This window comes from Aquimarina mycalae (assembly GCF_029906345.1).
Lineage (GTDB): Bacteria > Bacteroidota > Bacteroidia > Flavobacteriales > Flavobacteriaceae > Aquimarina.
This window is the reverse complement of sequence record NZ_JARYGY010000007.1, coordinates 68,639-94,710: the sequence shown is the minus strand read 5'-3', so window position 1 is coordinate 94,710 and position 26,072 is coordinate 68,639. Positions and strand designations below refer to the sequence as shown.

The 26,072-nt window shown below is 33.6% G+C and carries 23 protein-coding genes; 9 read left to right on the top strand and 14 right to left on the bottom strand.

What is annotated here, in order from left to right:
- Window positions 1-2: 2 nt before the first annotated feature.
- Both QBK95_RS16895 and QBK95_RS16890 read left to right on the top strand, forming a co-directional pair.
- Entirely contained in the window at window positions 3-4,115 is a 4,113-nt protein-coding gene (locus QBK95_RS16895) for a DUF6443 domain-containing protein (RefSeq protein WP_280935730.1), read from the top strand.
- Between the two features lie 17 nt (window positions 4,116-4,132).
- On the top strand, window positions 4,133-4,417 hold the full coding sequence (locus QBK95_RS16890; RefSeq protein ID WP_280935729.1) for a hypothetical protein: 285 nt from the start codon (window positions 4,133-4,135) through the stop codon (window positions 4,415-4,417).
- A 135-nt stretch (window positions 4,418-4,552) separates the two neighbouring features.
- Here QBK95_RS16890 and QBK95_RS16885 read toward each other — a convergent pair whose 3' ends face one another.
- A complete protein-coding gene (locus QBK95_RS16885; protein ID WP_280935728.1) occupies window positions 4,553-4,708 on the bottom strand; it encodes a hypothetical protein in 156 nt (51 codons plus the stop codon).
- 537 nt (window positions 4,709-5,245) lie between these two features.
- Here QBK95_RS16885 and QBK95_RS16880 point away from each other — a divergent pair.
- Both QBK95_RS16880 and QBK95_RS16875 read left to right on the top strand, forming a co-directional pair.
- Window positions 5,246-5,815 carry an REP-associated tyrosine transposase gene (locus QBK95_RS16880; protein ID WP_280935727.1) on the top strand — a complete coding sequence of 190 codons (570 nt, stop codon included), beginning with the start codon at window positions 5,246-5,248 and terminating at the stop codon, window positions 5,813-5,815.
- Window positions 5,816-5,986: 171 nt separating this feature from the next.
- Complete coding sequence (locus QBK95_RS16875) at window positions 5,987-6,319, top strand: hypothetical protein (protein ID WP_280935726.1); 333 nt, start codon at window positions 5,987-5,989, stop codon at window positions 6,317-6,319.
- Window positions 6,320-6,630: 311 nt separating this feature from the next.
- On the opposite strand, the gene QBK95_RS16870 is transcribed toward QBK95_RS16875, so the two are convergent.
- The 9 genes from QBK95_RS16870 to QBK95_RS16830 all read right to left on the bottom strand — a co-directional run bounded on the left by QBK95_RS16870 (window position 6,631) and on the right by QBK95_RS16830 (window position 16,326).
- Window positions 6,631-7,380 carry a tetratricopeptide repeat protein gene (locus tag QBK95_RS16870; protein ID WP_280935725.1) on the bottom strand — a complete coding sequence of 250 codons (750 nt, stop codon included), beginning with the start codon at window positions 7,378-7,380 and terminating at the stop codon, window positions 6,631-6,633.
- 12 nt (window positions 7,381-7,392) lie between these two features.
- Window positions 7,393-9,159 carry a BatD family protein gene (locus tag QBK95_RS16865; protein ID WP_280935724.1) on the bottom strand — a complete coding sequence of 589 codons (1,767 nt, stop codon included), beginning with the start codon at window positions 9,157-9,159 and terminating at the stop codon, window positions 7,393-7,395.
- 3 nt (window positions 9,160-9,162) lie between these two features.
- Entirely contained in the window at window positions 9,163-10,044 is an 882-nt protein-coding gene (locus QBK95_RS16860; protein ID WP_280935723.1) for a tetratricopeptide repeat protein, read from the bottom strand.
- 61 nt (window positions 10,045-10,105) lie between these two features.
- Entirely contained in the window at window positions 10,106-11,140 is a 1,035-nt protein-coding gene (locus tag QBK95_RS16855; protein WP_280935722.1) for a VWA domain-containing protein, read from the bottom strand.
- Window positions 11,141-11,161: 21 nt separating this feature from the next.
- The gene (locus tag QBK95_RS16850) at window positions 11,162-11,668 is read right to left on the bottom strand and encodes a flavodoxin family protein (RefSeq protein ID WP_280935721.1); all 507 of its coding nucleotides are present in this window, start codon (window positions 11,666-11,668) and stop codon (window positions 11,162-11,164) included.
- Window positions 11,669-11,690: 22 nt separating this feature from the next.
- Entirely contained in the window at window positions 11,691-12,695 is a 1,005-nt protein-coding gene (locus QBK95_RS16845; protein ID WP_280935720.1) for a vWA domain-containing protein, read from the bottom strand.
- Between the two features lie 2 nt (window positions 12,696-12,697).
- A complete protein-coding gene (locus tag QBK95_RS16840; RefSeq protein ID WP_280935719.1) occupies window positions 12,698-14,359 on the bottom strand; it encodes a DUF4381 domain-containing protein in 1,662 nt (553 codons plus the stop codon).
- A 13-nt stretch (window positions 14,360-14,372) separates the two neighbouring features.
- Complete coding sequence (locus QBK95_RS16835; protein WP_280935718.1) at window positions 14,373-15,239, bottom strand: DUF58 domain-containing protein; 867 nt, start codon at window positions 15,237-15,239, stop codon at window positions 14,373-14,375.
- An 85-nt stretch (window positions 15,240-15,324) separates the two neighbouring features.
- Window positions 15,325-16,326, bottom strand: coding sequence for an AAA family ATPase (locus tag QBK95_RS16830; RefSeq protein WP_280935717.1), 1,002 nt, complete (start codon window positions 16,324-16,326; stop codon window positions 15,325-15,327).
- Between the two features lie 285 nt (window positions 16,327-16,611).
- Here QBK95_RS16830 and QBK95_RS16825 point away from each other — a divergent pair, with 285 nt between their 5' ends.
- From QBK95_RS16825 to QBK95_RS16805, 5 genes are all read left to right on the top strand, one after another.
- Window positions 16,612-17,367, top strand: a complete 756-nt coding sequence (locus QBK95_RS16825) for an SDR family NAD(P)-dependent oxidoreductase (RefSeq protein ID WP_280935716.1) — start codon at window positions 16,612-16,614, stop codon at window positions 17,365-17,367.
- A gap of 85 nt (window positions 17,368-17,452) precedes the next feature.
- Window positions 17,453-18,592: an ATP-binding protein gene (locus QBK95_RS16820; RefSeq protein ID WP_280935715.1), complete on the top strand. Its 1,140-nt coding sequence runs from the start codon at window positions 17,453-17,455 to the stop codon at window positions 18,590-18,592.
- Window positions 18,593-18,629: 37 nt separating this feature from the next.
- On the top strand, window positions 18,630-19,358 hold the full coding sequence (locus tag QBK95_RS16815) for a metallophosphoesterase (RefSeq protein WP_280935714.1): 729 nt from the start codon (window positions 18,630-18,632) through the stop codon (window positions 19,356-19,358).
- Between the two features lie 98 nt (window positions 19,359-19,456).
- Entirely contained in the window at window positions 19,457-20,473 is a 1,017-nt protein-coding gene (locus QBK95_RS16810; protein WP_280935713.1) for a cadherin repeat domain-containing protein, read from the top strand.
- A gap of 158 nt (window positions 20,474-20,631) precedes the next feature.
- Window positions 20,632-21,540 carry a hypothetical protein gene (locus QBK95_RS16805; RefSeq protein ID WP_280935712.1) on the top strand — a complete coding sequence of 303 codons (909 nt, stop codon included), beginning with the start codon at window positions 20,632-20,634 and terminating at the stop codon, window positions 21,538-21,540.
- Between the two features lie 87 nt (window positions 21,541-21,627).
- Here the strand turns inward: QBK95_RS16805 and QBK95_RS16800 are convergent, their stop codons facing one another.
- The 4 genes from QBK95_RS16800 to QBK95_RS16785 form a co-directional block, all read right to left on the bottom strand.
- A complete protein-coding gene (locus QBK95_RS16800) occupies window positions 21,628-22,341 on the bottom strand; it encodes a 3'-5' exonuclease (protein ID WP_280935711.1) in 714 nt (237 codons plus the stop codon).
- Window positions 22,331-23,485 carry a serine hydrolase domain-containing protein gene (locus QBK95_RS16795; protein WP_280935710.1) on the bottom strand — a complete coding sequence of 385 codons (1,155 nt, stop codon included), beginning with the start codon at window positions 23,483-23,485 and terminating at the stop codon, window positions 22,331-22,333. The genes QBK95_RS16800 and QBK95_RS16795 overlap by 11 nt, the downstream gene beginning before the upstream one ends.
- A gap of 124 nt (window positions 23,486-23,609) precedes the next feature.
- Window positions 23,610-24,572 carry a M57 family metalloprotease gene (locus QBK95_RS16790; protein ID WP_280935709.1) on the bottom strand — a complete coding sequence of 321 codons (963 nt, stop codon included), beginning with the start codon at window positions 24,570-24,572 and terminating at the stop codon, window positions 23,610-23,612.
- 210 nt (window positions 24,573-24,782) lie between these two features.
- Window positions 24,783-26,039, bottom strand: coding sequence for a LytR/AlgR family response regulator transcription factor (locus QBK95_RS16785; RefSeq protein ID WP_280935708.1), 1,257 nt, complete (start codon window positions 26,037-26,039; stop codon window positions 24,783-24,785).
- Between the last annotated feature and the right edge of the window lie 33 nt (window positions 26,040-26,072).

Here is a 26,072-nt window from a genome sequence, read left to right as displayed (position 1 = left end):
CAATGAGAACGATACAAAAATTATGGTTAGCTGTTACTGTATTAGTAAGTACAGTAGTAACTGCACAGACGCAGACAGAGAATTATGTACAAACCACTGCTTATCAAAAGGCAGTACAAGAAGGACAAGAAGACCAGGTATTAGAGAGCGATAAGATCATATCGGTCAATTACTTTGATGGATTGGGTAGAGCCAAGCAGTCGGTAGCGGTTAACGCTGGAGGACAACAACAAAGTACCAATATCCTGGATTGGACCAATGATTGGAGTGTAGGCACAGGATCTACACCTTTGTTTAACAAAAACGGACAAGCCTCAGAGAATGAACGTTTGTTTGGAGAAAATCCATTTGGAGCACAATCTATGTTATGGAAATGTGGTAATGATCCAGAAAGCAATGCTGATGGAGGTTGGAATGTAGATTATATTGCAGTCGATAAGAATATATCCTATAGATATACGGTTTGGGTAAAACGCACTGGATCACAAAATGGAACTACTTATCACGGAACCTCTACTGTAAACAACCTTAGCGGTTCTCAAAATAACAATCCTTATTTCTTTTATGGAGATTTACCACAATTAGATACCTGGTATCTACTAGTAGGTGTTGTACATCCACATACCTATACAGGAGGAAATTCTGGTATTAGTGGTGTGTATGATCTTAATGGAACTAAGGTAATGAGTGGTACAGATTTTAAGTGGAGGGATACTACGGTTACCTCACGATTTAGAAGTTATTTATTCAGTGCCACAGATCCTAATGTACGTCAGTACTTCTGGAATCCAGTATTGACACAAATAGATGGTACAGGTACACCGATTACTGAGTTGATCCAGCAATCTACTCCTAAGGATATCATCACTCATTATGAGTATGATGATTATGGGAGACAAGCAAAAGAATACTTGCCTTATGCCTCTGATCAAACCCAAAACGGAGCGATCTATACCGATCCATTAGCAGAACTGAATGCTTTTTATAACTCAGCCAAATATCAGCAAACCACCAATCCGTATTCAGAAACTGTGTTTGAGCAGTCACCATTACAAAGACCACTTAAACAAGGAGCACCAGGATTGGATTGGAAAATCAAATCTGATAATACAGATCACACCATCAAGATGGATCGACAAACCAACAGTCTGGCTGATGGAGTGGTATATCTTAAGGTGAGTTTTACCAATGGCAATACAGAAGCACCCACACTTGTTACAGAAGGAAGCTATGCCGCCAATGATCTGTATGTAAATATCACCAAGGATGAAAACTGGAAAAGCAGTGATGGAGATAATCATACTACAGAAGAGTATACCGATAAGTTAGGGAGAGTGATCTTAAAAAGAACTTTTAATGAGCAAGAGCCTCACGATACCTATTATATATATGATGATTTTGGGAATCTGACTTATGTACTATCCCCAAAAGTAGATCTTACAAATGGTGTCTCTGGCACAGAACTCAATGAGCTCTGTTATCAATACAAGTATGATAACAGAAATAGATTGGTAGAAAAGAAAATCCCTGGCAAAGGATGGGAGTATATTGTATACAATACACTAGATCAACCTGTATTGACACAAGATGCCAATCAAAGGGTTAACAATGAATGGTTGTTTACTAAATATGACGCTTTTGGAAGAGTAGCGTATACTGGGTTACACCTTCATCCAGGTTTAATTTCAAGAACTCAGATGCAAGGATATGCAGATAATACAGCAACCTATACGCAATATGTCACAAAAACCTCAGGGTCAACAAACCTTGCAGGAACTGATGTATATTATACCAATGACGCTATTCCTACTGGAATCAATAAGATTTATACCATCAACTATTATGATGATTATGAAGTAGGAAATGTAGTAAGTTTTAATCCTGCTAATGGCTCTGGAACTTGGGAAGGGATGACCTCTGTAGCAAATGTAAAAGGATTGCCAACGGTAACACAGGTACGTGTTTTAGGAACCAATGATTGGATAACTACAGCTATGTATTATGAAGAGAAAGGAAGAATTTGGTCAACGCATGTGAAAAACGATTATTTAGCAACAGAGGATTGGAGCTTAAATAAATTAGATTTTACAGGAAGAGTACTGATAAGCCAAAACATGCATACCAAAGCTGGAACAACTATTACTACCAAAGACACCTTTACCTATGATCATATGGGGAGATTATTGACCCAAAAACAACAGATCAATAGTGAGCCAGAAGAGATGATTGTACACAATGTATATGACGATCTGGGACAGCTAGAACGTAAAAAAGTAGGAAATGCAGAGCAAGCGCCCTTACAGACTGTAGATTATAAATATAATGTACGTGGATGGTTGACCGATATTAATGATGTAAACAACATCGGGGATGACCTGTTTAGTTTTAAGATTAATTATAACAAATCCGAACTAAATGATTTTGCTAAACTCTACAACGGAAATATTAAAGAGGTTGTATGGAAAACTGCTAATGATGATGAAATGAATAGTAGAATGTATGGTTATCAGTATGATCATCTTAATAGACTAACAGGCGCTGCATATTATAAAGGTTTTGTTGGAATACTTTATTTTGGTCAGTTTAAATATGGTAGTGGATATTCTTATGATAAAAATGGTAATATCCAATCGCTTTCAAGAGGTAGTGATCAGGATTTTGTACTTATTGATCGCCTTACTTATGAATATGATGCTGGAAACAAATTACTAAAAGTAACAGATACAGAAGATCCTACTCAAGGGTTTATAGATGGAAATACCATTGGGAATGACTATGAATATGATGTAAATGGTAATATGATTATCGATCGTAACAAAAGCATTACTGGGATTACCTATAATTATCTTAATCTACCTGAAACCGTAACTATTAATGATCAACCACGATCAATTAACGGAAATATTAGCTATATTTACGACGCCACTGGAGCGAAACTAAAAAAGATCGTAACAGAGGGAAGTTCTTTAACAGAAACAGTATATGCAGGGAATTATATCTATAAGAATGGTGCTTTAGAATTTATGAACCATCCTGAAGGATATATACAACCTAAAAACGATGGAAGTTTTGATTATGTATACCAACTCAAAGACCACCTAGGAAATATTAGACTGTCTTATGCTGATATTGATGAAGATGGGAGAATAGACGTGCTGAGAAATAACACAGATGTAGACGGTGATGGTGATCTGACTCATGAAATCCTACAGGAAAAAAATTATTATCCTTTTGGACTACAACATAAAGGGTACAACAACACCATTACTGGGCGTAACCATAACTATAGTTATTTAGGTCAAGAAGAACAAAATGAACTTGGATTAAACTGGCTCACATTTAGGTATAGAAACTATATGCCAGAAATAGGTAGGTTTTTTGGAGTTGATCCTGTTAGTGAGGAATATATGTCTATTTCTACATATCAATTTGCACATAACAGTCCTATCTGGAAAGTTGAATTAGAAGGATTAGAAGGGGAACCTATTAATGAAAAAGATGTAATTACTCATGAACCAATAAAAGTGCAACAAGCACGTGGGCCAGGCCCTATTGGTCCTATGGTTGCTACTGGCAAAGTAGTTCAAGAAGCTACAAAAGAGGTAGCTAAGCAATCAAGTACTTTAAAAAATGTAATTAAACTTGGAGGTACTGCTATTGCCACTGTGTTAGCAGTGCTAACAGATACAATGAGTCCTAATACAGGAGGGGAAACTTGTGATATATGTCTTCATAGAGGTAAGGAATATCATGAGAATTTAATGAACTCTATCCTAGAAGAAACAGCTGTTGATGAGAAATTTAAAGTTGATGATAAAATAGTAAAAACAGAAGGTGAAAGTGATAGTCCTATTAAAAGGATGGGGGATTTTGAGGAAGAAAAAGTCAATGAGAAATCAAGTGGTAAAAATGGAAAACATTCAAATAAAAAGGCAAAAGAATCAGCTCTAGATAAATACAATAATTTCAAAAACGAATTCGAATCTCTAAAGTCTAAACCTAATAAGACTAAACAAGATAAGAAGATGATGGAAAAGGCTAGGAAACAAATGAACCATTGGAAAGGAAAAGCTGATTTTTCAGGTGAAAATCACAGCCAAAGAAATAAAACTTAATTTACATAATGATTTAAATGATGATTTATATAGTTATAATAAACTATGATGAGGGTACTTATATTAGTCAATTAAAAGGAGATAATGAGATAAAAAAAATCCTTATTAAGGAATGGTATGATAAATTTAAAACAGAAAATATAAGTAATTTAGGAAATAATATACTTAAACAGATTAAAGAAAGGATTGTTTTAGAAGATTATAATCCAATTGTTTTAAATGGAATGGATAATGTTTGGTGTAATGATCTAGGAATAATAGAGGGGCAATATTTCTCAATGACAATAGTTGGTCATAGTTAATACTCCCTGCTGCCGCTAGAGTGATCGCTCTCAGCTCTCCGAAGAGTGATGCTCTGCGATAGTTTTTAACTTCGTAGCGGTATGAGTAAGAACATGAGGATTGATAAATCCACAGCAGTAATGTTGTGGATTTTTTTATGCGATAGATTTAAGTTTTACATTTTTGATAAGTGCATCAAGAGTGTATAAGATATGCTCTTTATCGTTATCATCCATTTGTTGTACTTCGATAACGCGTTTTAGGAGTTGGTTATCCACTTCTACAGTTACTTTACCAATTAAGAAATCCAAAGACCCCTCGCTCCCGCTAGTCTGTGACTAGTGGCGGCACAGATAACTAGATAAGAGTAACTAGAAATAAGAAACAAAAAAGCTATACGAGTTGGTATAGCTTTTTGTATTTTGTGATAATGAGTAGCAACTACAAATTATCAAGATGATCATACAGTTTTAAAAATTGACAGTGATGGTTTCTTGTTTGGTTTAACAACATTGTAACACCACTAGTCGCAGACTAGCGGTAGCGAAAGAATAGAAGTTACAGAATAGCCTGTTTCCTTCGCCCCGCTAGCCCCGCTCGGGTATAGTATGCTGCTACTGCTAGTTTGCAACTAGTAGCGGTACGAGTAAGAATAAAAGAAGAAAGCCACAACTTTTAGAGTTGTGGCTTTTGTTATATTTAGAAAAGTATTTGGAATAGCTCTATAAACATTGCCCTCGCTCCCGCTAGTCTGTGACTAGTGGCGGCAAAGATAACTAGACAAGAGTAACTAGAAATAAGAAACAAAAAGCTATACGAGTTGGTATAGCTTTTTGTATTTTGTGATAATGAGTAGAAACTACAAATTTCATAACAAATCAGGTCTCTATTTTGTAAGCTTTGCTACAGTATATTGGATCGATGTTTTTACTAGAGAAATTTACCTGTCGATACTTGCAAAGAGTATTGATTATTGTAGAAAACATAAAAGAATGGAGGTATATGCATATTGTTTTATGCCTAGTCATGTACACTTGATATTTAGATCTGGTCATGGCGATCCTTCAGGATTGATTAGAGATTTTAAAAAGTACACATCCAAGAAGATTATTGCAACAATAGAAGCTAATCCACAAGAAAGTAGAAAAGAATGGTTGCTATGGATGTTTGAAAAAGCTGGAAAAGAAAACGTAACTGTTACAAAACGACAGTTTTGGCAACAACATAATAAACCTATCGAGTTATGGACTGATAAAGTGATTCAACAAAAGGTTGATTATATTCATAATAATCCAATAGCATCGGGTTTTGTTATAGATCAAGTAGATTGGAAATATAGTAGTGCCAGAAATTATCAAGATGATCATACAGTTTTAAAAATTGACAGTGATGGTTTTTTGTTGGGTTTAACAACATAATAATACCACTAGTCACAGACTAGCGGTAGCGAAGGAATTTTAAAATTCATCACGCTGTTAGAAAAGGAGATATGATTTTTGATAGAGTAACAGGTCCAAATGGGTTACATGTTAATGATTATAAAAAACTATTTGAACATGGCAATTATTTAAATTTTAATTAAAGTAGATATGAAATCTAAATTAAAAAATATTGTTTATCACTTGAAGATAAGAAAAGGAATGTACCTATTGGACAAAAACTCTTATTCTTCATTGGCGTCCTTTTTAATAGGTTTTAGCCTTGGAATCTCTGAACAAGATAAAAATATCCTTGATGACTTTCACGATTGGCTTCAAGTAAGAGAAGAAAAGAACTTTAGCTTAAATTGGTCCAGTTATATCCTTAATGAGTTATGTAATGGAAATGAAAAGAAAGCGGGTGAGTTAACTCTTGAGCTTATGGAAGATTTTACTAATGATGTTGAATGGAGTAAAAAATATCCAATCCCTCGCTCCCGCTAGTCTGTGACTAGTGGCGGCAAAGATAACTAGCAAGAGTAAGTAGAAATAAGAAACAAAAAGCTATACGAGTTGGTATAGCTTTTTATATTTTGTGATCATGAGTAGCAACTACAAATTATCAAGATGATCATACAGTTTTAAAAATTGACAGTGATGGTTTCTTGTTGGGTTTAATAACATTATAATACCACTAGTCACAGACTAGCGGGAGCGAAAGATTTAGATAATGAACTAGAAGTAGTTATATTAGATCTATTATGTATCGCACGGAATATAATTCCGCGCTATCAAAGTATTAGAAAAAACAACCGTTACAATTCTTTAAGATCTGTAGCAGGAATCCATCCTATTTTTCCGTCGGCAAGTTTGATTTTTTTCCAATCGTTTACCGTTTCTGTAACTTTAACCTTGGTTCCTTCATGAAGTTCAAACACCTCTTCACTACGTAAATTAGGTTCACTTTTAATTGTTGTTTCTTGTGCAAAAACGATCGCATACTGATTATTCTGTATAAAACCATATTGTTTAAACGCAAAGAAAATCGCAAATAACCCAATGATCAATGACACCCAAGAACCCAAAAAGAATAATCGTTTCTTAGAAGATATTCTAGCAGCATAGTATAACATAAATAGCACCACAAAAACGATCACGCAGCATACCGAAATCCATGCCCAAGCATCAAAACTAAACATATTGGTAAACCCATTGATGGTTCTGGAAATAACACCTTCTGGAATCACATCGATCGCATCTACAGTGGCATTATTAGCAAAAGCCAGGTTGTTCTTTATATCCTCATCATTTGGCGATAATTCTAGTGCTTTTTCGTAATAATAAATACTAGGACCTATATTACTCAATTTATAATTAGCATTGCCCAGATTGTAATACAGCTCTGCTGATTCCTGACCTGATGCTATAATAGATTTGTAAGCATCAATAGCTTCTTGATATTGCTCTTGATTATACAAGGTATTTGCTTTCTGAAAAACCTGATCATCCTGAGCTATACTCACGATGCTTATTAAAAAAACAACTATTATTACTAAATTCTTCACTACGTTCAATATTTATAATTGTTTATCAATTGCTGCAATCACTCTGGATGCTTTATCATAATCCTGTTGCATTGCTGTCGTAGACGATGGCGTATACCTTGCAAATTCACAACTTTCTAAAAGGGCTATAAACTCTATAGAAGTGGTATCTTCTACTTCTCGTTCTTTTAATAAACGCTGGATACGATCTTTGCTCATATCGCTGGTTTGGATATGTAATTTTGCTTTTAGATAATTATGCAAAGCTCGCTCCATTGCGATATAAAACTCTTTCTGGTTTCCTAAATTTTTTCTGGCTTCAGAAAGATATTTTCTAGCTAATTTATCTGCTTTACGCACTCTGTTACCGCTTACATCACTTAATCGTTCTTCTCTTTTCTTACCAAAAAACAAGAATAACGGGATCGCTAATAAAGGTGCAGTCAATGCTATCCAATATCCAGTAGACTTAAAGAAATGTTCTTTCTCCATAGGTTGGAGGTTTGCATTAAGTTTTAAAAACCGAAATTGACTTCCTGTTTGCGTTACTAGCTTTTTGGTGGTTCCAGAAGATTCTGAATTATTAACAATAGTACCACTATCTGGTCCGTTCTTAACATTGATCACAATTTCTTCTGATGTAATTCTTTTATATGTCTTTGTCTTAAGATCAAAATATGAAAAAGAAACTGGAGGAATAGGATATGTTCCTTTAAACTGAGGAACCAAGGTATATGAATCTGATATATTTCCATTCATTCCAGAAAGGTTGGTTCTTACTCTTTCGTTATGTTCTGGTTCATATTGTTCTAAACCATTTGGCACATTTAACTTAGGTAGATCAAACAATTTTAAATTTCCGCTACCAGAAACTGAAACCTTTGCTTCTAGAGATTCTGTAGCATCTAATTCTGTTCTGTTAGGTGTTACTTTAAAATCAAAAGAACCTACTGCTCCTGTAAAATCATCGGGTTTCCCTTGTTCCGGAAGTGGTTTTACATTGATCGTTCTGGTACCTGCAGCTACTGTTTTATTTACCGTAGAATACAATTTTCCTCCAAAAATATCACGACGGTTGGTAGGAACATCTACCGCAATAGATAATGTAAGTGGTTCAATCTCTAACTTTCCTGTTTTTTGCGGATACAATACCGTTTTACCACACACTACAAAATTATAAGGCTCTCCTTTATATTCTCCTCGTTCTACTTTTAGCTGACCTATTTTAATTGCCTGACTCCAAAAATCACTGTATTTTGGGTTATCTATTTCTCTTAAATTACTAATCTGTATCCTAGGACTCACATACAGTTTGTATATTACTGTAATTGCTTCATTAAGGTATGGATTGGTTTTAGAAACTTCTGCTACCAAGTGAAGATTTTCACTGGCTACATAATCTGCATTATTACCATCTTTAGGTTTTTGAACGGCAGCAGTTACCTGTACTTTTACTGGCAATGTTTTATACGTTTGCCCATCAATCTCTATGGTTGCTTGTCCTATAGTAAAGTTTCCTCTTTTGGTAGGAGCAAGAAAATAACTAAAGGTTTTAGCATAAGATCTTTTACCATTCACCCAGGAATTACTTATCGATTGATTAGGTCCTCCAACTACTGTAAACCCTTTAAAACTGGGTTGTGTAAAGTTGTCACCATCTTTATTCATCTCAAAATCAACACGCAATCTCTCGTTAACACCTAGCTTCTTCTTGCTCACTTTGGTCTCGAATTTGACCTGAGCAACACCTAGCTGTGCTATCATTAGAAATAGTGTTAAAAAAACTAATCTTATCTTCATTATCTACCAGTCTTTTTCAGTTCTTGTTTTTGCGCCTTGTGCTTTTTTGGCATTTATCTTATCCTGCACCTTCTTCTCTTCGTTATTCATTGCCTCTAATAAGCTTTTTACCTGCTGAGGAGATAATTGTCCTTGTGCCTGTTTTGGTTGCTGTTTTTGCTCCTCAGGTTTTCCATCACCTTCTTTTTTATCTTCCTTCTTATCTTTTCCTTCGTCTTTAGGATCTCCTTTCTGATCTTTTTCATCCTCTCCTTTTTGATCCTTTTTATCTTCTCCTTCATCTCCCTTTTTATCCTTATCGTCTTCTCCTTCTTTCTTATCTTCCTTATTATCCCCTTCTTTATCTTTATTGTCCTCGTTCTTATCCTTGTTTTCGTCTTTATTATCTTTATCCTTATTATCGTCTTTATTCTGATCGTTTTTCTTTTGCTCTTCTTCAAGCATTTTCTTGGCTAAGGCAAGATTATATCGCGTCTCATTATCTTTAGGATTATTACGCAATGCATTTTTATAAGCTTCTACAGCCTCTTTATATTTTTTTTGTTCCATAAAGGTATTCCCTTGATTATGGAATGCTTTATGTTTTTCTGCTTTAGATTCTGCAACTTTTACCGCTTCTGTATATCGCTGTGTTGCTTCATCATATTTTTCTGAATTATAATAGGCATTTGCCAGGTTATACTTGGCATTAGGATCTATAGGATTTTTAGAAATCGCTTTTCGATACTCTCCTTCTGCTTTCGGAAAATTACCATCCTTTACCAACACTTCATTTCCCGTTGCTACAAAACGATTTGCTTCGGCTATCGTTGCTTCTCTATCTTCTTCTTGCGAAAAAATGATCCCGAATTGGAAACATAATAATATGATTAATACATGCTTCATAACGTATTTATTTTTTGCACCTCGACATGCTCAGTGTGACAATATTCTAGTATTCAATAAACTATTGTTCATTAAATAAATTCAATTTTTTAACCCAAGATGTTTTTCTTTCTAACAAGAAAATATCTAGGAATAATAACAACAATCCAGCACCAAGGAACCATTGAAACTGATCTTTAAAATCTGCAAATTGCTTTGCTTCAAATTCTTTCTTATCCATTCCTTGTAGCAGTTCGGTAACATTTTCTACCACCTTACTGGTACTAGTACCATCAATGTATGTGCCATTCGCTTGATTGGCAATTTCCTGCAAAATTGTCGTATTTAACTTCGTAATAACGGTTTCGCCTTGATTATTTTTCTTATAATTTTGAACAATTCCATTTCGTTTTATTGGAATTGGACTTCCTTTTGCGGTTCCAACACCAATTGTAAATATTTTAATACCTTCTTCTGCAGCTGCTTCTGCCATACTTCCTACATTTCCTTCATGATCTTCTCCGTCACTAATAATAAACAAAACCCGATTGGTTTGCTCTTCATCATCATAGTATGTTTTTGCCAACTCTATTGCTTCATTAATCGCGGTTCCCTGAGAAGAAAGCATATCTGTATTCATAGATTGTAAAAACATCTTAGCTGAGCCATAATCTGTAGTAATTGGCAGCTGCGGAAAAGCGCTGGCAGCGTATGCAATAATACCCACGCGATCACTTGCCAAATTATTAATGATCTGTGTAACCAATTGCTTAGATTTTTCTAATCTATTAGGCGCAATATCTTCTGCTAACATACTCTTAGAAACATCAATTGCAAATACTACGTCTACTCCTTCTCTTTTTACCGTTTCTAACTTGGTACCTACTTTTGGGTTTACCAAAGCTATTACAAAACAAGCCATTGCCAAACCTATAATCACCAATTTAAGTATTGACTTAAAAATAGATTGGTTAGGACTTAATTTCTTAAGCAATTCTTTATCAGCAAATCTCTTTTGTGTAGTTTTTTTCCAAATTAAAACACCCAAAAACAGCACTATTAATAGTGGTATCACTAACAATAACCAGAAATATATTTTTTCTTCTAGTAAGTACATTCTTAATTATATTATACTTTCTTAATTCTTTATGTTTAATGCAAAAGCATTTATTTTTTCTTTTACTTCAATAGGAAGCTCCTGATTTTTAACCCAAGTATGGATATCTCCCAGATACTCCATTCCTAAATACTCAGCACTTCTAGAAAAAGGAAGATTAAACTCGTCTACACGGTCATCATCATTACTACAGCTCATCATTGCCATTTCTTTTCCTCTTAGCATACGGCCATACTCTTTTTCTTTATATAAGTAATCAGAAATTCTATCCAAAAATACTTTCATTATCCCGCTCATTGTATACCAATATACAGGTGTTGCCAACACAATAGTTTGATAATTCTGAACAATGTTTTTGAAAATTATTTCAAAATCATCCTGATTCTGGAATTCATAATCAAAGTACTTTATGTCTCTTTGATTTAAATCAATAATATCAAACCCAGAAACATTTTTTAAATAAGAAACGATCTTAGCTGTATCTCCATCACTTCTTGAACTTCCTTGAACTATGATTCCTTTTTTCAACTCTTTTCTATATTTTATTTTCTTAGATAAAACTTCTAAATACTGTAAACCTCAATAAGAACTCAAACAACAAGAGTAAGCCTGCTAATAATACTAAAGGTCTAAACTTCTCTTCGTAATTGTAGAACTTAAATTCTTCTACGTCTGTTTTTTCTAATTTATCAATTTCTTCGTATATCTGTTCTAACTTCTTGTTATTGGTCGCTCTAAAATACTTTCCCTTAGTTACCTTGGCGATTTCTTTTAATAATTCTTCGTCGATCTCTACTTTTACATTTCCGTATTGAAATGATCCATTAGGTCTTATAGCAACAGGAGCTAATGCCATTCCGTTAGTCCCGATTCCAATTGTATAGGTCTTGATTCCATATTCTACTGCCAATTCTGAGGCTATTTTAGGATCAATAAAACCTGCATTATTAGAACCATCTGTAAGCAAGATAATTACTTTGCTTTTTGCCTTACTATCTTTTAACCTATTTACAGAAGTAGCAAGTCCCATTCCGATAGCAGTTCCGTTTTCTAACAGGTTATTATACACAATATCCTTCATTGCACTGAGTACAATAGCCTTGTCACTTGTAATTGGAGTCTTGGTAAAACTTTCTCCTGCATACATCACCAATCCAATTCTATCATTAGGTCTGCCTACTATAAACTCGGCAGCTACTTCTTTTAAGGCTTCCAGACGGTTTGGTCTTAAATCTCTAGCCAACATACTTGCAGATACATCAATTGCCATCACAATATCGATACCTCTTGTGGTTTTAGTTTTGGTAGATACATCTACTGTTCTGGGTCTAGCCATAGCCGTAATAATAAGTGCTAGGGCTATTAATCTTAGCAACAGCAAAAATGGTTTAAGCTTAGACAACCAACTTCCCGAAATTTTAAATCCTTTGATGCTGGAGATCTTAAGTTCTGCTTGTTGTTTATTGCGTTTCCAGATATACCACGCGATCGCTATTGGCAGTATTAAAAACAACCAAAAAAACTGCGGATTCTCAAATGTGAAATTTTCAAACATAGTTATTCGGCATTTTTGAGTTCTACAGAATTAATAATGCGTTGCGCTACATCTTGGGCATATCGATCTTCTTTACTATATACTACCATAATTTGTTGAAAGCCTCCGTTTTCGGCAAAGTTAAGCATCAAATAATCACTCTTCTGCTCTTTTTTGGTTATCGCATTTGTAACTTCTAAGCTACCAAAAACTTTTACTCCTTTTGCTCCTCTTAGCGTTTCGTATTCTTCATCTTTTACAGAAATATTTTTTGCTCCCTGAGATTCAAAATTACCCACAACTCCTTCTACAATTTTATTGAGATCAACCTCTGTTTGTTTATTATATTGAACAGTAGACACGGCGATGTAGAAATTTGCGAGTAAGCTTCCATACACAAAAGTTTCATTGCCTTTAAGAATTTGTCGCTGCTCATCTGTGAGTTGATAATTATTTCTAAGCAATACTTTTGGCGTAGAAACTGTAACTGGAGGAGCGCCATATGCACTGCTGATCCACTCTGTTTCTGCTAATTCTTTCGTAGGATGCCCTAATATAGAATCCTTTACCACATCATATCCTTTAACAGCAATAAACACAATTAAGGTAATTGCTATCAATCCGACTCCTGCAAGGCTTCCAAATATGATTTTTCTTCTTAGTTTTTTCTCTGCTACCGTTTTTCGGTACTCTTCATCTGCTAATAATTCTTCTTCTGTAGGTTCAGGAATTGCTTCTTTGGTCTCATTAATCACCCTTTCGATTACATTACGATCTGCTTTTGCGGTTCCGATATCTGGTTTAGATTTGGCAAATTTTGCCATATCTGCTGTTTTAAGGACCGTTTTAAGTTCTTCAATCGTATGTTTATCCAGACGTAATGCTCCTGTTTTTATTTCCTCATCCAAACGCTCGATCAATTCATCGGTTGTACTCTCCATGGCATGATCATATACTTCTTCATCGATATATTTACGCGCCGTATCACTTAATTGAGAATAATACTCCTTATGAGAATCTTGTTCTAACAATTGAGATGCATCGATTCGCTGCAGTGCTAAGATTGCTCTTTCATATGGAGGTAACTCTTCTTCTTTAGCTTCTTTGCGTTTTTTTCTTCTTAATACAAAAAATGCAATGAATCCTATCAATACAAGTGGTATCAAAATCCACCAAAAATATTTCTTCCAATTAAAAAAGGAAGCATCTACATCTACCAACGGCTTAATCTCATACATTTTTTGTTTGGTAGTATCTACCAAAACATCCCGAACTTCTACTTTTACAGAATCTGTCAAAAAGACCTGATCTCCGATCATCACTTTTTGTCTTGGAATGGTATACTGTCCAGAATCAAATTGTGTCAGTGCATATTCCTTGATCAAACTAAATCGATTTCCATTTTTGGTCGTATCGGTTTTATAAGATTCAATAACTTCTAGTGGCGAGAAAGTTTGACCTTCGGGAAAAATAACGATCTCGGTAGAATCAGATTCTACTTGCATTGTATACCTAATCTCACTTCCTATAATAATAGAAGTAGAATCGATAGTTGTAGCAACCTGCGCAAATCCTTGAAATCCAATAAGGGCAAAAAAGGGCATTATAAAAAACAACCCCTTTATCCTCATTAAAAAAGGAACATCACATGTATTATTTATAATTCGTAATTCGTAATTCTTCATTCTTAATTTTCGCCTACCCTCTTCGTTTAAAATATCCTAATAATTTCTTTACATAACTTTCGTCTACCCTACTGCTTAATGATCCTGCTCCACTTCTGGTAAAACTATCTCTAAAATAATCTACTCGATCTTGATAATATTTAGTATAATTTAACCTCATCTTTTTAGATCCTGTATTGACCAACATTAACTCACCTGTTTCTTCATCTTCCATTTGGACCATTCCAAGATTTGGGATTTCTTCTTCGTGTTGATCATATACTCTAATTCCAGTAACATCATGTTTTCCTCCAACAATCTTAAGGGTTTGTTGATAATCATCTGTTATAAAATCAGAAAGCATAAATACAATCGCTTTCTTCTTCATTACATTAGATAAAAACTTTAATGCTTCGGTGATATTAGTTTGTTTACTTTTAGGTTGATATTCTAACAACTCCCTAATGATACGAAGCACATGAGACCTTCCTTTTTTTGGCGGAATAAATAGTTCGATTTCATCAGTAAACAAAATCAATCCTATTTTATCATTATTCTGTGTTGCAGAAAAAGCCAACGTAGCAGCAATCTCGGTAATAATCTCTTTCTTAAACTGCTGTTTGGTACCAAATAACTGCGATCCAGAAACGTCTACCATAAGCATCATTGTCAATTCTCGCTCTTCTTCAAAAACCTTTATATAGGGTTCGTTATATCTAGCGGTTACGTTCCAGTCAATGTTACGAACATCATCTCCAAATTGATATTGACGGACTTCACTAAAAGTCATACCACGTCCTTTGAAAGTAGAATGATATTCTCCTCCAAATATATGATCGCTCAAGCGCCTGGTCTTGATCTCAATTTTTCGAACTTTTTTTAGTAACTCTTTGGTATCCATTCTAATGATTTACGATTGATGATTTAATAATTGACGATTGTGAATTACAGAAATCCAAAATCGCAATGCTGAAATCTAAAAATCGCTATGGTACTTCAATTTCGTTTACAATCTTATTAATAATTTCCTCTGATGTCACATTTTCTGCTTCGGCTTCATAGGTAATACCGATACGATGACGTAAAACATCATGCACGATTGCTCGAACATCTTCAGGAATTACATATCCTCTTCTTTTAATAAATGCAAAACATTTAGCCGCTGTTGCCAGGTTAATACTTCCTCTAGGAGAAGCTCCAAAACTGATCAATGGTTTTAACTCTTCCAGACCATATTTCTCAGGATAACGAGTTGCAAAAATGATATCAAGAATATATTTTTCAATCTTCTCATCCATATAAACTTCTCTAACTGCATTTTGTGCAGTAAGAATTTGTTCGATAGAAACTACAGGGTTTACTTTTTCAAAAGAACCTTTTAGATTTGCGCGAACAATTAATTGTTCTTCTTCTAGCTTAGGATAATCAATAACAGTTTTTAGCATAAAACGGTCTACCTGCGCTTCTGGTAACGGATAAGTTCCTTCTTGTTCTACTGGATTTTGAGTTGCCATTACTAAAAATGGTTTATCCAGCACAAAAGTCTCATCTCCAATCGTTACTTGTTTTTCTTGCATTGCTTCTAATAAAGCACTCTGTACCTTGGCTGGTGCACGATTAATCTCATCAGCCAGTACAAAATTGGCAAAAATAGGACCTTTCTTAATAGAGAAATCATTCTCTTTCATATTATAAATCAATGTCCCTACAACATCAGCAGGTAATAAATCCGGTGTAAATTGAATACGGCTAAAACTTCCGTGAACCGCCTTTGACAAGGTATTAATCGCTAAAGTTTTTGCTAATCCAGGAACACCTTCTAATAATATATGTCCTTGCCCAAGTAATCCTATCAGTAATCGTTCTACCATATGTTTTTGGCCTACGATTACTTTATTCATTTCTAAAGTAAGTAAATCTACAAACGCAGATTCTTTTTGTATTTTTTCATTGATTGAAGCAATATCAATAGAACTATTTTCTTCCATCTATTCTTTTTTTAAAGGCGTGAATTTAACATTCATGTTTCAACATTGCAAATTGTTAAATTATTTTTCTTCTCCTTGTTAATTATAGGTTAAATGTATCTCTTATAAATACGCTTACGCCCAATTTTTACAGTATATTTAGATCGATTTACTGAAAAAAACGGACGTAACTAGTTTCATCGGCTTTCACGATGATTTTATCAAAAGACGACATCTTATTTTAAGTGTTGCAAAAATCAAAAAGTTATCTAAAAACATGTAAAGCTTAAGAATAATAATTTTATAATGACAAAAACAGCATTAATTACTGGAGCCACAAGCGGTATTGGAAAATCAACTGCCTATGAGTTTGCAAAACTCGGCATCAATCTTATCCTATGCGGAAGAAGACAAGAACGTTTGGAAAGCTTAAAAAGTGAATTAGAAAATACGGTAAAAGTTCACACCTTATCTTTTGATGTAAGAGATAAAGAAAATGTTTTTAAAAATATTAATAATCTTCCTAAAGAATTCGACACTATTGATATTTTGATTAATAATGCTGGTAATGCTCATGGTATTGACCCAATACAAAGTGGAAACCTTGATGATTGGGACGCTATGGTAGATATTAATGTAAAAGGATTGTTATACGTTTCTAAAGCTGTAATCCCTAAAATGATTACCCAACAGTCTGGTCATATTATCAATATTGGTTCTATTGCAGGTAAAGAAGTATATCCTAATGGAAATGTATACTGTGCCAGTAAACATGCAGTTGATGCGATCAATAAAGGAATGCAAGTAGATCTAAATCAATACGGAATCAAAGTCGGAGCAATTAATCCTGGATTAGTAGAAACAGAGTTTAGTAATGTTAGATTTAAAGGGGATACAGAAAAAGCTGATAATGTTTATAAAGGTTTTGATCCTCTAAAACCTCAAGATATTGCAGATATCATTGCATTTGTAATCACAAGACCTTATCATGTAAATATTGCAGATCTTGTCGTTTTCCCAACCGCACAAGCTAATAGTACAATCGTGAAAAAAAGTTTATAATTTCTTTATTCTCATTGCATTGCTGACCCAATAAAAATAACTAAGTTTAACTTGGGAAAAATGTCGATTGCTATTTGCGAAAGGAATGATCAATAAACGCTTACTTATCAAAAACCTACTTGCCCATAATGACGAGAACAGTTTTTATGACAAAAAACGCAAACTTAATATTGGGGAAAAAGAAGGAAAAGCTAAATTTCTTAAGCATATCTGTGCTCTTGCAAATTCTAACCCTAAAAACAATTCTTATATCGTTATTGGAGTTGAAGACGAGGACAATCATATTATAGGAGTTGATTTTTTTGATGATAGTAAAATCCAAAATCTGATCAATGCATATCTCTCTAATCCGCCACTTGTAGCCTATGAAAACATTCCATTTCCTCATTTACCAGGTGATAAGGTAGTAGGTCTAGTATCGATACGTTCACAAGAAGGAAAATTATGTTCGCTTCGTAAAAACATTTGGAAATATTACGGAGGTACTGTCTTTTTTAGAGATGGAAGTATCAGTATGCCCAAGGTATTTGATATAGTAATCAAGGATGTAAATTCTGAAATTGTTGAATCTATAGAAAGTCACGCTCAAAACAACATAGAGTTAACACTAGATGGTGTCTTTGATTTTATGAACTCGAGAAAAGACTATAGCCCTGATTACAAGGTTTTTAAAGAGTATTTCGTAGTGTGTTGGTCTGCAAAAGAAAAACAAGTAAATGACGAAATATACTATTCTAGAGTGGATATCGCTTTAATTAATGAACAGGTAAAACTATTTTACTCACAATTTGACGAAGTTAGTATCTCGATTACGGATGAAGAGTTTAAGATTATAGAATATGTTCAACTTGGTTTGCAAGATAACTACGAGTATTATCCATTAGAAGAGGTTACTATCAAATTTAAAAATAATGTGAGTTATGATATTGAAAACACATTATTATTTGAACCACCACAATTTGATAGAAAAATATTACATCATTTATATAATAGTAATAATGCATTGATAGAAAAATTAAAAAAGAAAATGTTATTAACCGCAAACGAGCAAAAAGACTTACTTAATCTTCCTGTAACCTATTTGTTGTGCTATTTTAATGATTTTACCGAAGCTAAAGAAAAGCTTGAAGAAGCAAAACCATACTTAAGAAATTATGCAGACGAAAAAGTATATGCATTGTATAAAGAAAGTATTCGAATCTTAAGAAAAGTTCGATACAGTTAAATTTTAAAATCGTTAACCCCAACTTATTACATATAACATGAACAGAACTCTTGTAATCGGAGATATGCACGGAGCTCTAAAAGCTCTAAAACAACTTATAAAAAAAGCACAAATCACAACTAACGACACCTTAATTTTTTTAGGTGATTATGTAGATGGATGGAGTGATAGCGCTCCATTGGTTTCTTTTCTCATTGAACTACAAAAAACGCATCAATGTATATATATACGAGGAAATCATGATGAACTATGTTATACTTGGTTGACCGAAAAAAAATACAATCCAGAATGGATGAAACATGGAGGGCAAGCTACCATAGATTCTTATAATAAATTATCAAAAGAAGAAATAGGTAGGCATCTTCATTTTTATGAAAACCTTACTAATTATCACATAGATAATCACAATCGATTATTCTTACATGCAGGTTTTACAAATCTTCATGGACCACATAGGGAATACTTTAGTAAACTGTTTTATTGGGATCGAACTTTATGGGAAACTGCCTTGTCCATAGATCCTAAACTAAAAAAAACAGATCTTACCTACCCAAAGCGGCTTTTACTTTTTGATGAAATCTATATTGGTCATACTCCAGTAACAAGAATCAACAAAACCATACCAGTTCAAGCTACCTGCATCTGGAATATCGACACTGGAGCTGCTTTTAAAGGACCACTAACAGCAATAGATATTCACACAAAAGAGTATTTTCAAAGTGATCCTGTCTATACACTATATCCCAATGAAAAAGGGAGAAATTAGCGGTTGATAACATCACTACAAAAAAAATCATAACTCATATAATATTAGACATTTATGTGTTAAATTAGCCAACTTCAACTAATCATCAATACCCCTACATGGCACGTGGCTTTTTCTGGATAATGGGTTTTATCCTAATACTATCTTGTAGTAGTAATGACAATTCATTACCTATAGATTCTGAAATCGAAGAAGAAATAATAATTCCAGAAGAAGAGGAAACCTTTATTCCTACGCTAGAAGTTTCTGATCTTCAGGCAACACTTGATGAACATCCAGAGTCTGGTTATTCGATCGGTACGATATCAATAACTGCTAACTTTGAAGGACCATTTACCTTTTCAATTTTGAATCAATCTGTCGACAATGCATTAGAGATCGATAGTATAACAGGAGAAATACTGGTTAAAGATAGTAGTGTCTTTAATTATGAAATTAATACTGGAATCAGTGCTACTATAAACGTGCGTGGCGGTGAATTATCAAAAACATCCAATATCAATATCACTGTAAATGATATTGATGATATTGAATATTTACTATCTGATTCAAAACTAGAATACAATCAGGCTGCAAATGGTGATTGGATTCGTATTACGGAAGAAGAATACAACGGTTTAGCTTCAGAAATTCTGCAAGTATCCAAAAGTGGAATTGATGACTCTGAATATTTGGATGTTTCTGAAATTATATCTTCGACCTCTACTCCTACAACCTTAGCAAATCAGACAGAAATTGCAGTAATGCCAATTGATAGCTACATCTTTGCTTTTAAATATTATGTAGTAGAAGCAATTGGATCCAAAGGTTCTAAAATAAAACAATCCAGCATTAGTAACAGTGAAGAATTTATTGACGTCGGAAATCCTTTACCCGAACATTCTGCCATCAATGAAGAAGTATATTTTGTATTAAAAGGGAATACCGTCCAAACCTTGAATACGGCTTATCTTGCATTTTTTAAAACAGCAGGTTTAACAATTGGAAGAAAAGATTCTTCTGATGACAATACTTATTATTTTGCTTTATCTGATACTAATAGTTTTGTAGAACTTAGTGATACACGATTAAAAATATTATATCAAGGTCTCAGTACTAACGTAAAACAGTGGTAAAAAACACTTTACATCAATTTTTAATGTAAATCACGTGATTCGTTTTGTAGATATGTAAGAAATTTCTTGTATATTTCATCGAAAAAATGAAAATAATTGTGCACTTAATCCTGTTTTTGTGTATTTTGGCGTAAATTTTAATGCAAATACCCCAAAGTATGATTAAAAACTACACCTACCTATTTATTATTTTATTCCTTGTATCATCATTTCAATCCTGTACTGATAATGAACCTCTTGATGAAATTAATCAATTAGAGAATCTAACCACAATTGATGAGGAATCCACAGACGAAACAAACTCTGATGAAACTGATACTGATGAAACTGATACTGATGAAACTGATACTGATGAGACCAATTCTGACGAAACTGACGAAACTGATTCAGACAATACCAACCCACAGGATGAAACTACCGATGACCCAAATACAGACGACACAAATTCTGATGATAACACGGATCCTCAAAAAGATAGAATTGAAGCTGTATTAACCGTATCAAAATCTAAATATACCAATGCAGTTGAAGGACAATGGATTTTAATTACAGAAGCAGAATATAACTTATTGGCTACGGAAATTATGGAAGTATCCAAAAGTGGTGTTCTGGAATCAGAATATAATGAGTCCTCTAACATAATTACCACAACTTCTTCGCCTACTACATTGACTAATGAAACTACGCATGCCATTATGCCAGCGAACAGCTATTTATTTGCATTTAAATATTATGCTATAGATGCTTCTGATCAACCTGGATTAAAAATAAAACAATCGAATACAAGTAATACAGAAGGTTATTCTGATGTAGGAGATCCATTACCTCGACATACAGCTAGCAATCAAGAAGTGTTCTTCTTATTAAAAGGAAGCAATGCGCCTACAAATAGTGGGTATTTAGCAATCTTCAAACCCGCAGGATTAACTATAGGAAGAAAAAGTACTACTGATAACAACACTTATTTTTTCGAACTTGGAGATACCAGTAACACCTCTGATAAAACATCAACTCCTTTAAAATTATTATATCAAGGTCTTAGTACTACTACAAAACAATGGGAATAGATCTATCAGAAAAAACGTATTAAAATCGCTCAATTGAGCGATTTTTTTTCGTCTGGTTAGCAGTAAACACTAGTTTTTAACCCTCACTTATACTGACACTACCTCATCATCGTCCAATAAATCTTCTTGTCGTAAACGCAGAAGAATTTGGGCTACCGCAACCGTATCTTTTTCGCAATAAATTACTATACGATCAATATCATTTTCTTCATAATATACTTGTCTTACCTGACTACCATCGATATCATCTTTTGGAGAAGGGATTCCTAAAATATTGGTGAGTAATTTTAATGAAGTATAATGTTTATAATCACCAAATTTCCATAAATCCAAGGTATCTAAATGAGGTACTTCCCAAGGTTTTTTACCAAATAGATTTAGCTTAAAAGGTAAACTAATATTATGAATAATCATTCTTCTGGCGATATACGGAAAATCGAATTCTTTACCATTATGTGCGCAAAGTAAATGATGTGGTCGATTAAAATGTGTTTCTAGTAAATTTTTGAAATCTATCAACAATTGTTTCTCTTCTCCAAAAAAAGAAGTCGTTCTAAACGATCTTGTTTCTCCTTTAAAAGTGAAATATCCAACAGAAATACAGACAATCTTACCAAATTCTGCCCATATACCTGCACGTTCATAAAAATCTTCGGGAGAAAATTCTTCCTTGCGTTGATATTTTGTTTTATCCGCCCACAGATATTTCATTTCATCTGTTAGGTTTTCAAAATGTTCTTGTTCTGGAACGGTTTCTATGTCTAAAAACAAGATGTGTTCTAAGTCAATCTTATGAAGCATTCTCTAACATTTTATATGCTTCTTCTATATAAATGAAGAAATCTTCACTAAAAGATCCTTGCGGCTGCCCTCTATGATGCCCTAAGCGAACAATGATTACATCATCCTCAGGAATACTGATCACATATTGTCCTAAAATTCCACGCATTACAAATATATCTTTATTCAGATGATCCGATAACCAAAATCCATAACCGTACATATCGTCTTTTTCAAAACGTTTTTGAGTAGCTAGTTTGGTAAACTCTTTAGGCAATATTTGCTTTCCTCCAAATTTTCCATCATTTTTAAATAACACTCCAAAACGAGCAAAATCTCTGGCATTACTGGCAATACAACAATATGATTTTTCCATACCACTTTCTTCACTATCCACTTGCCAAAGGGCATCTTGTTCCATACCCATTGGTTTCCAGAAACTTTCGCTCAAATAATTTGATAAGGTCTTTCCTGTTGCTTTTTCAATGACCATTCCCAATAATTGAGTACTCCCACTTAAATACTCAAATTCCTTCCCAGGTTCTTTTACTATTTCTAATCCATTCATTACATCTCTTAATTCGGGATCATAATAGGCTCTGGCAGTTATCGAAAATGGGCTTGTATAATGTTCCGTCCAATTTAATCCTGAAGACATAGAAGATAAATCTCCTACAGTAACCTTGGCAGCTAATCCTTCTGAGAATTTAGGAAGAAAATCCCCTATTGGTTGATCTAGGTTTTTAATATATCCATCCATAATCGCTTTCCCTAGCAAGGCAGTTGTAATACTTTTTGCCATAGAAAACGAATTGGTTTTAGATTCAGTACCATAGCCTTCTGTATATTTCTCATACCATATTTCATCATTCTTAATAATCATAAACGCTACTGTTCCCATAGTTTCATTTATAGTATTCAACCTTTCTGTAGGTGTAGCTTTATTATAATTAGCATGTAATTTCCACGGAATAAACGTATCTCCTTTTTCTATGGTATGATTATCAAAATAGGTGTAATCATCTATATAAGCTGTAGTGTGACCTGTCATATAGACCACACGAACTCCTTTAAGGATATAATCATAATCAAAAATGTACAATAGCACTATACAAAGTAGCAAGATGGCTACGAGGCCTTTAAGGAGTTTTTTAATGATTTTCATAAATCTTAAAATTTTGAAGCACTAAGTTATAAAAATAAATCTCATACTATTCATTCATTTTTGATCACAAAAAAAGAGCACTGAATCAGTGCTCTTTTCTTAAACAAACATTATGTATGGGTATTTAGTAATTATAATAAGAGAAACTTCGTCTATATAAATTTCTTATAGCAAATTCATCAAAGAAATTCAATTCTCCATCCGTTTCTCCAAAACAAGCATTCATAATAGAGTCTTCTTGCTCTATAATACCAGGAATACTAGGTAGCGTTCCAAAAATTCTATCAGGAGCATTAGTCTCTACTGATGGTGCATCTTCTAATCCTAAATCTACACAGCTTTGTCTACTGTTCCAATCTGTATGACGTAAACCAATAGCATGTCCTAATTCATGTGTAATTAAATGTTCAATTGCATCTGGAACATTTGGCGCAGCTTGGTTTGCTATAGGACTTATAATGAAGAAGCTTCCTGGGTTACCTGCCTCGTCAGGGAAACCTGCTCTACCCGAAAATCCAGGTAAGGTAAGGTTTACAGCAATGAACGTTTCATGAACATTTTCATCAAAAAGATTTGGATTTGAGCTAAACTCTGCTTTAAGCGTAAGTCCAGAACGAACCGAATTCCAGTTTTCTAAAGCATCTATAATTCCTTGCTGAGCTCCTGCAGAAAAACCAATTAACCTAGGCTCACCATCAACAAGAATTGGACCTCCTGTATACACAAAAAGGTTTACTTCTGGATGCAGATTTGTATCAATAATGAACTCTGTACGATATTGTTTAGCAAAACCTTCGGTACTAGCAGGTATCCCTAAAAACCTCTCTTTATCCATTGCCATATCACCAGAAGTAACGATCACTTCTGAAACTGTACCATCCAAATGCACAAGCTCTTCTACTTCAAATTCATTGGGGTTCATTTTAAGTTCTAAAACTTTATTTAAAACATTTTTTGGAAGATGGCTTGCATTAATTTCTTCTCCTGTTTCTAATCCGGCTTCTATTCCTTCATCCGAGCAAGATGTAGTTGCAAATAAAAGTGTAGCTACTGCAACTGTTCCGATTTTTAAAAAATTCGATTTCATAAGTATGTATTTTTTCTGAGTTAATTTCAGATCAAAAGTAACAGACACATACAGTTTTTAATCGGTTGATTGTTTTAACGGTAGGTTTTAGTGTATTAAATGCACTTTTACATACATATAATAAAATTTAAGGGTAGTAAAGAAGTATATAAAATACTGAAGATCACTTTAGAATATTGTGAAAACCAAAATTATTTACCCAGAAATTCCTTATAAAATATTCATTTTCTCGTAAAGTTCTTTTTTACCATTTCTGGAGATTGGTAAAGATTTTCCATTTTTCATAACAACAGAGCCTCCTTGCTCTTTTACCAAGAAGTCAATATGATTGAGATTTACCAAATAAGATTTATGAATTCTAAAAAAATTATAATCTTTTAATTTAGATTCAAAATGTTTTAAGTTTTTAGAGATTACAATTTCATTTTCATCCTTCATTACAAATGTAGTATAGTTCCCATCACTTACGCAGTATAAAACATCAATAGCTTTTACAATATGTACTCCTTTAGCATCCGTAATAGATATTTTAGGAGTTTCCATCACTTTAGAATACAGTTCTTTAAAATCATTGGCAATATTCTCTTTAGATGCTAATTGATCTTTTAATCTAAAGGTTTTATCCACTACTTTAATTAATCGCTTGGGATCTACTGGTTTTAATAAATAATCTATCGCATCATATTGATACCCTTGTATTGCATATTTATCAAAAGCAGTTACAAACACAATTTTAAATTCAATACTATCCAATTCATTCAACACATCGAATACCGAGATCGCACCTAATTGAATATCTATAAAGACCAAATCTGGTTTTAGTTCTGATAGCACTGAAAGAATCGTAGCTCTATCTTTGGCTTCTCCAATAACCTCTACTTGTGGACAGTATGAATCCAAAAGCATATGAATATTCTCTCTATCTTTTTTTTCGTCATCAATGATGATGCATTTGAGTTTATCTGTCATGTATTTTCCTTTAATATCGGTAATGTAATCAACAGCTTTTTTAAAATCTCTTTTGCTTTGATCAAGATCCCCAATATCCAATAACAAACCTCCTCTTCCAGTTAATATTTGCCAATTTAGATTTTTGTTTTCTGTTTTTTCTGCCATGAGAAGTGCTTGACTATAACGCTTCAATGCGTCAACAAATTGAAGTTTTCTCCGTTTCAGTTCACCATAACGAATTATACTTTGGATGATGCAATCTTTATCATCTAATTTTGTACAATAACTATTTATAAAATCAATTATTTCTTTGGCTTCATCATGCTTTTCCAATATCGCAGACCGATATCTTTCTAATTTAAATCCGGTATCAAGTATTTGTTTTTTATCACCAATTCTTTTTGCCAAACGAAAAGCTTTCTCGTACGCATCTTCTGCTAAAGTCAGATTTTTAGCTGAATTTAAACTGTCTCCTTTTTTGATAAAAAACTCGACAGAATCGCTTTCAAGAACCAAAGGTTTATTCAGTTCCCTATCAATAGGGTTTTG

Coding starts and splice junctions, on each gene's coding strand:
- QBK95_RS16840 (WP_280935719.1), bottom strand. CDS start 14,359: ATGAAGAATTACGAATTACGAATTATAAATAATACATGTGATGTTCCT.
- QBK95_RS16830 (WP_280935717.1), bottom strand. CDS start 16,326: ATGGAAGAAAATAGTTCTATTGATATTGCTTCAATCAATGAAAAAATA.
- QBK95_RS16855 (WP_280935722.1), bottom strand. CDS start 11,140: ATGTACTTACTAGAAGAAAAAATATATTTCTGGTTATTGTTAGTGATA.
- QBK95_RS16820 (WP_280935715.1), top strand. CDS start 17,453: ATGATCAATAAACGCTTACTTATCAAAAACCTACTTGCCCATAATGAC.
- QBK95_RS16845 (WP_280935720.1), bottom strand. CDS start 12,695: ATGTTTGAAAATTTCACATTTGAGAATCCGCAGTTTTTTTGGTTGTTT.
- QBK95_RS16805 (WP_280935712.1), top strand. CDS start 20,632: ATGATTAAAAACTACACCTACCTATTTATTATTTTATTCCTTGTATCA.
- QBK95_RS16875 (WP_280935726.1), top strand. CDS start 5,987: ATGAAATCTAAATTAAAAAATATTGTTTATCACTTGAAGATAAGAAAA.
- QBK95_RS16810 (WP_280935713.1), top strand. CDS start 19,457: ATGGCACGTGGCTTTTTCTGGATAATGGGTTTTATCCTAATACTATCT.
- QBK95_RS16815 (WP_280935714.1), top strand. CDS start 18,630: ATGAACAGAACTCTTGTAATCGGAGATATGCACGGAGCTCTAAAAGCT.
- QBK95_RS16880 (WP_280935727.1), top strand. CDS start 5,246: ATGAGTAGAAACTACAAATTTCATAACAAATCAGGTCTCTATTTTGTA.
- QBK95_RS16895 (WP_280935730.1), top strand. CDS start 3: ATGAGAACGATACAAAAATTATGGTTAGCTGTTACTGTATTAGTAAGT.
- QBK95_RS16790 (WP_280935709.1), bottom strand. CDS start 24,572: ATGAAATCGAATTTTTTAAAAATCGGAACAGTTGCAGTAGCTACACTT.
- QBK95_RS16890 (WP_280935729.1), top strand. CDS start 4,133: ATGATGATTTATATAGTTATAATAAACTATGATGAGGGTACTTATATT.
- QBK95_RS16865 (WP_280935724.1), bottom strand. CDS start 9,159: ATGAAGATAAGATTAGTTTTTTTAACACTATTTCTAATGATAGCACAG.
- QBK95_RS16795 (WP_280935710.1), bottom strand. CDS start 23,485: ATGAAAATCATTAAAAAACTCCTTAAAGGCCTCGTAGCCATCTTGCTA.
- QBK95_RS16835 (WP_280935718.1), bottom strand. CDS start 15,239: ATGGATACCAAAGAGTTACTAAAAAAAGTTCGAAAAATTGAGATCAAG.
- QBK95_RS16860 (WP_280935723.1), bottom strand. CDS start 10,044: ATGAAGCATGTATTAATCATATTATTATGTTTCCAATTCGGGATCATT.
- QBK95_RS16825 (WP_280935716.1), top strand. CDS start 16,612: ATGACAAAAACAGCATTAATTACTGGAGCCACAAGCGGTATTGGAAAA.
- QBK95_RS16800 (WP_280935711.1), bottom strand. CDS start 22,341: ATGCTTCATAAGATTGACTTAGAACACATCTTGTTTTTAGACATAGAA.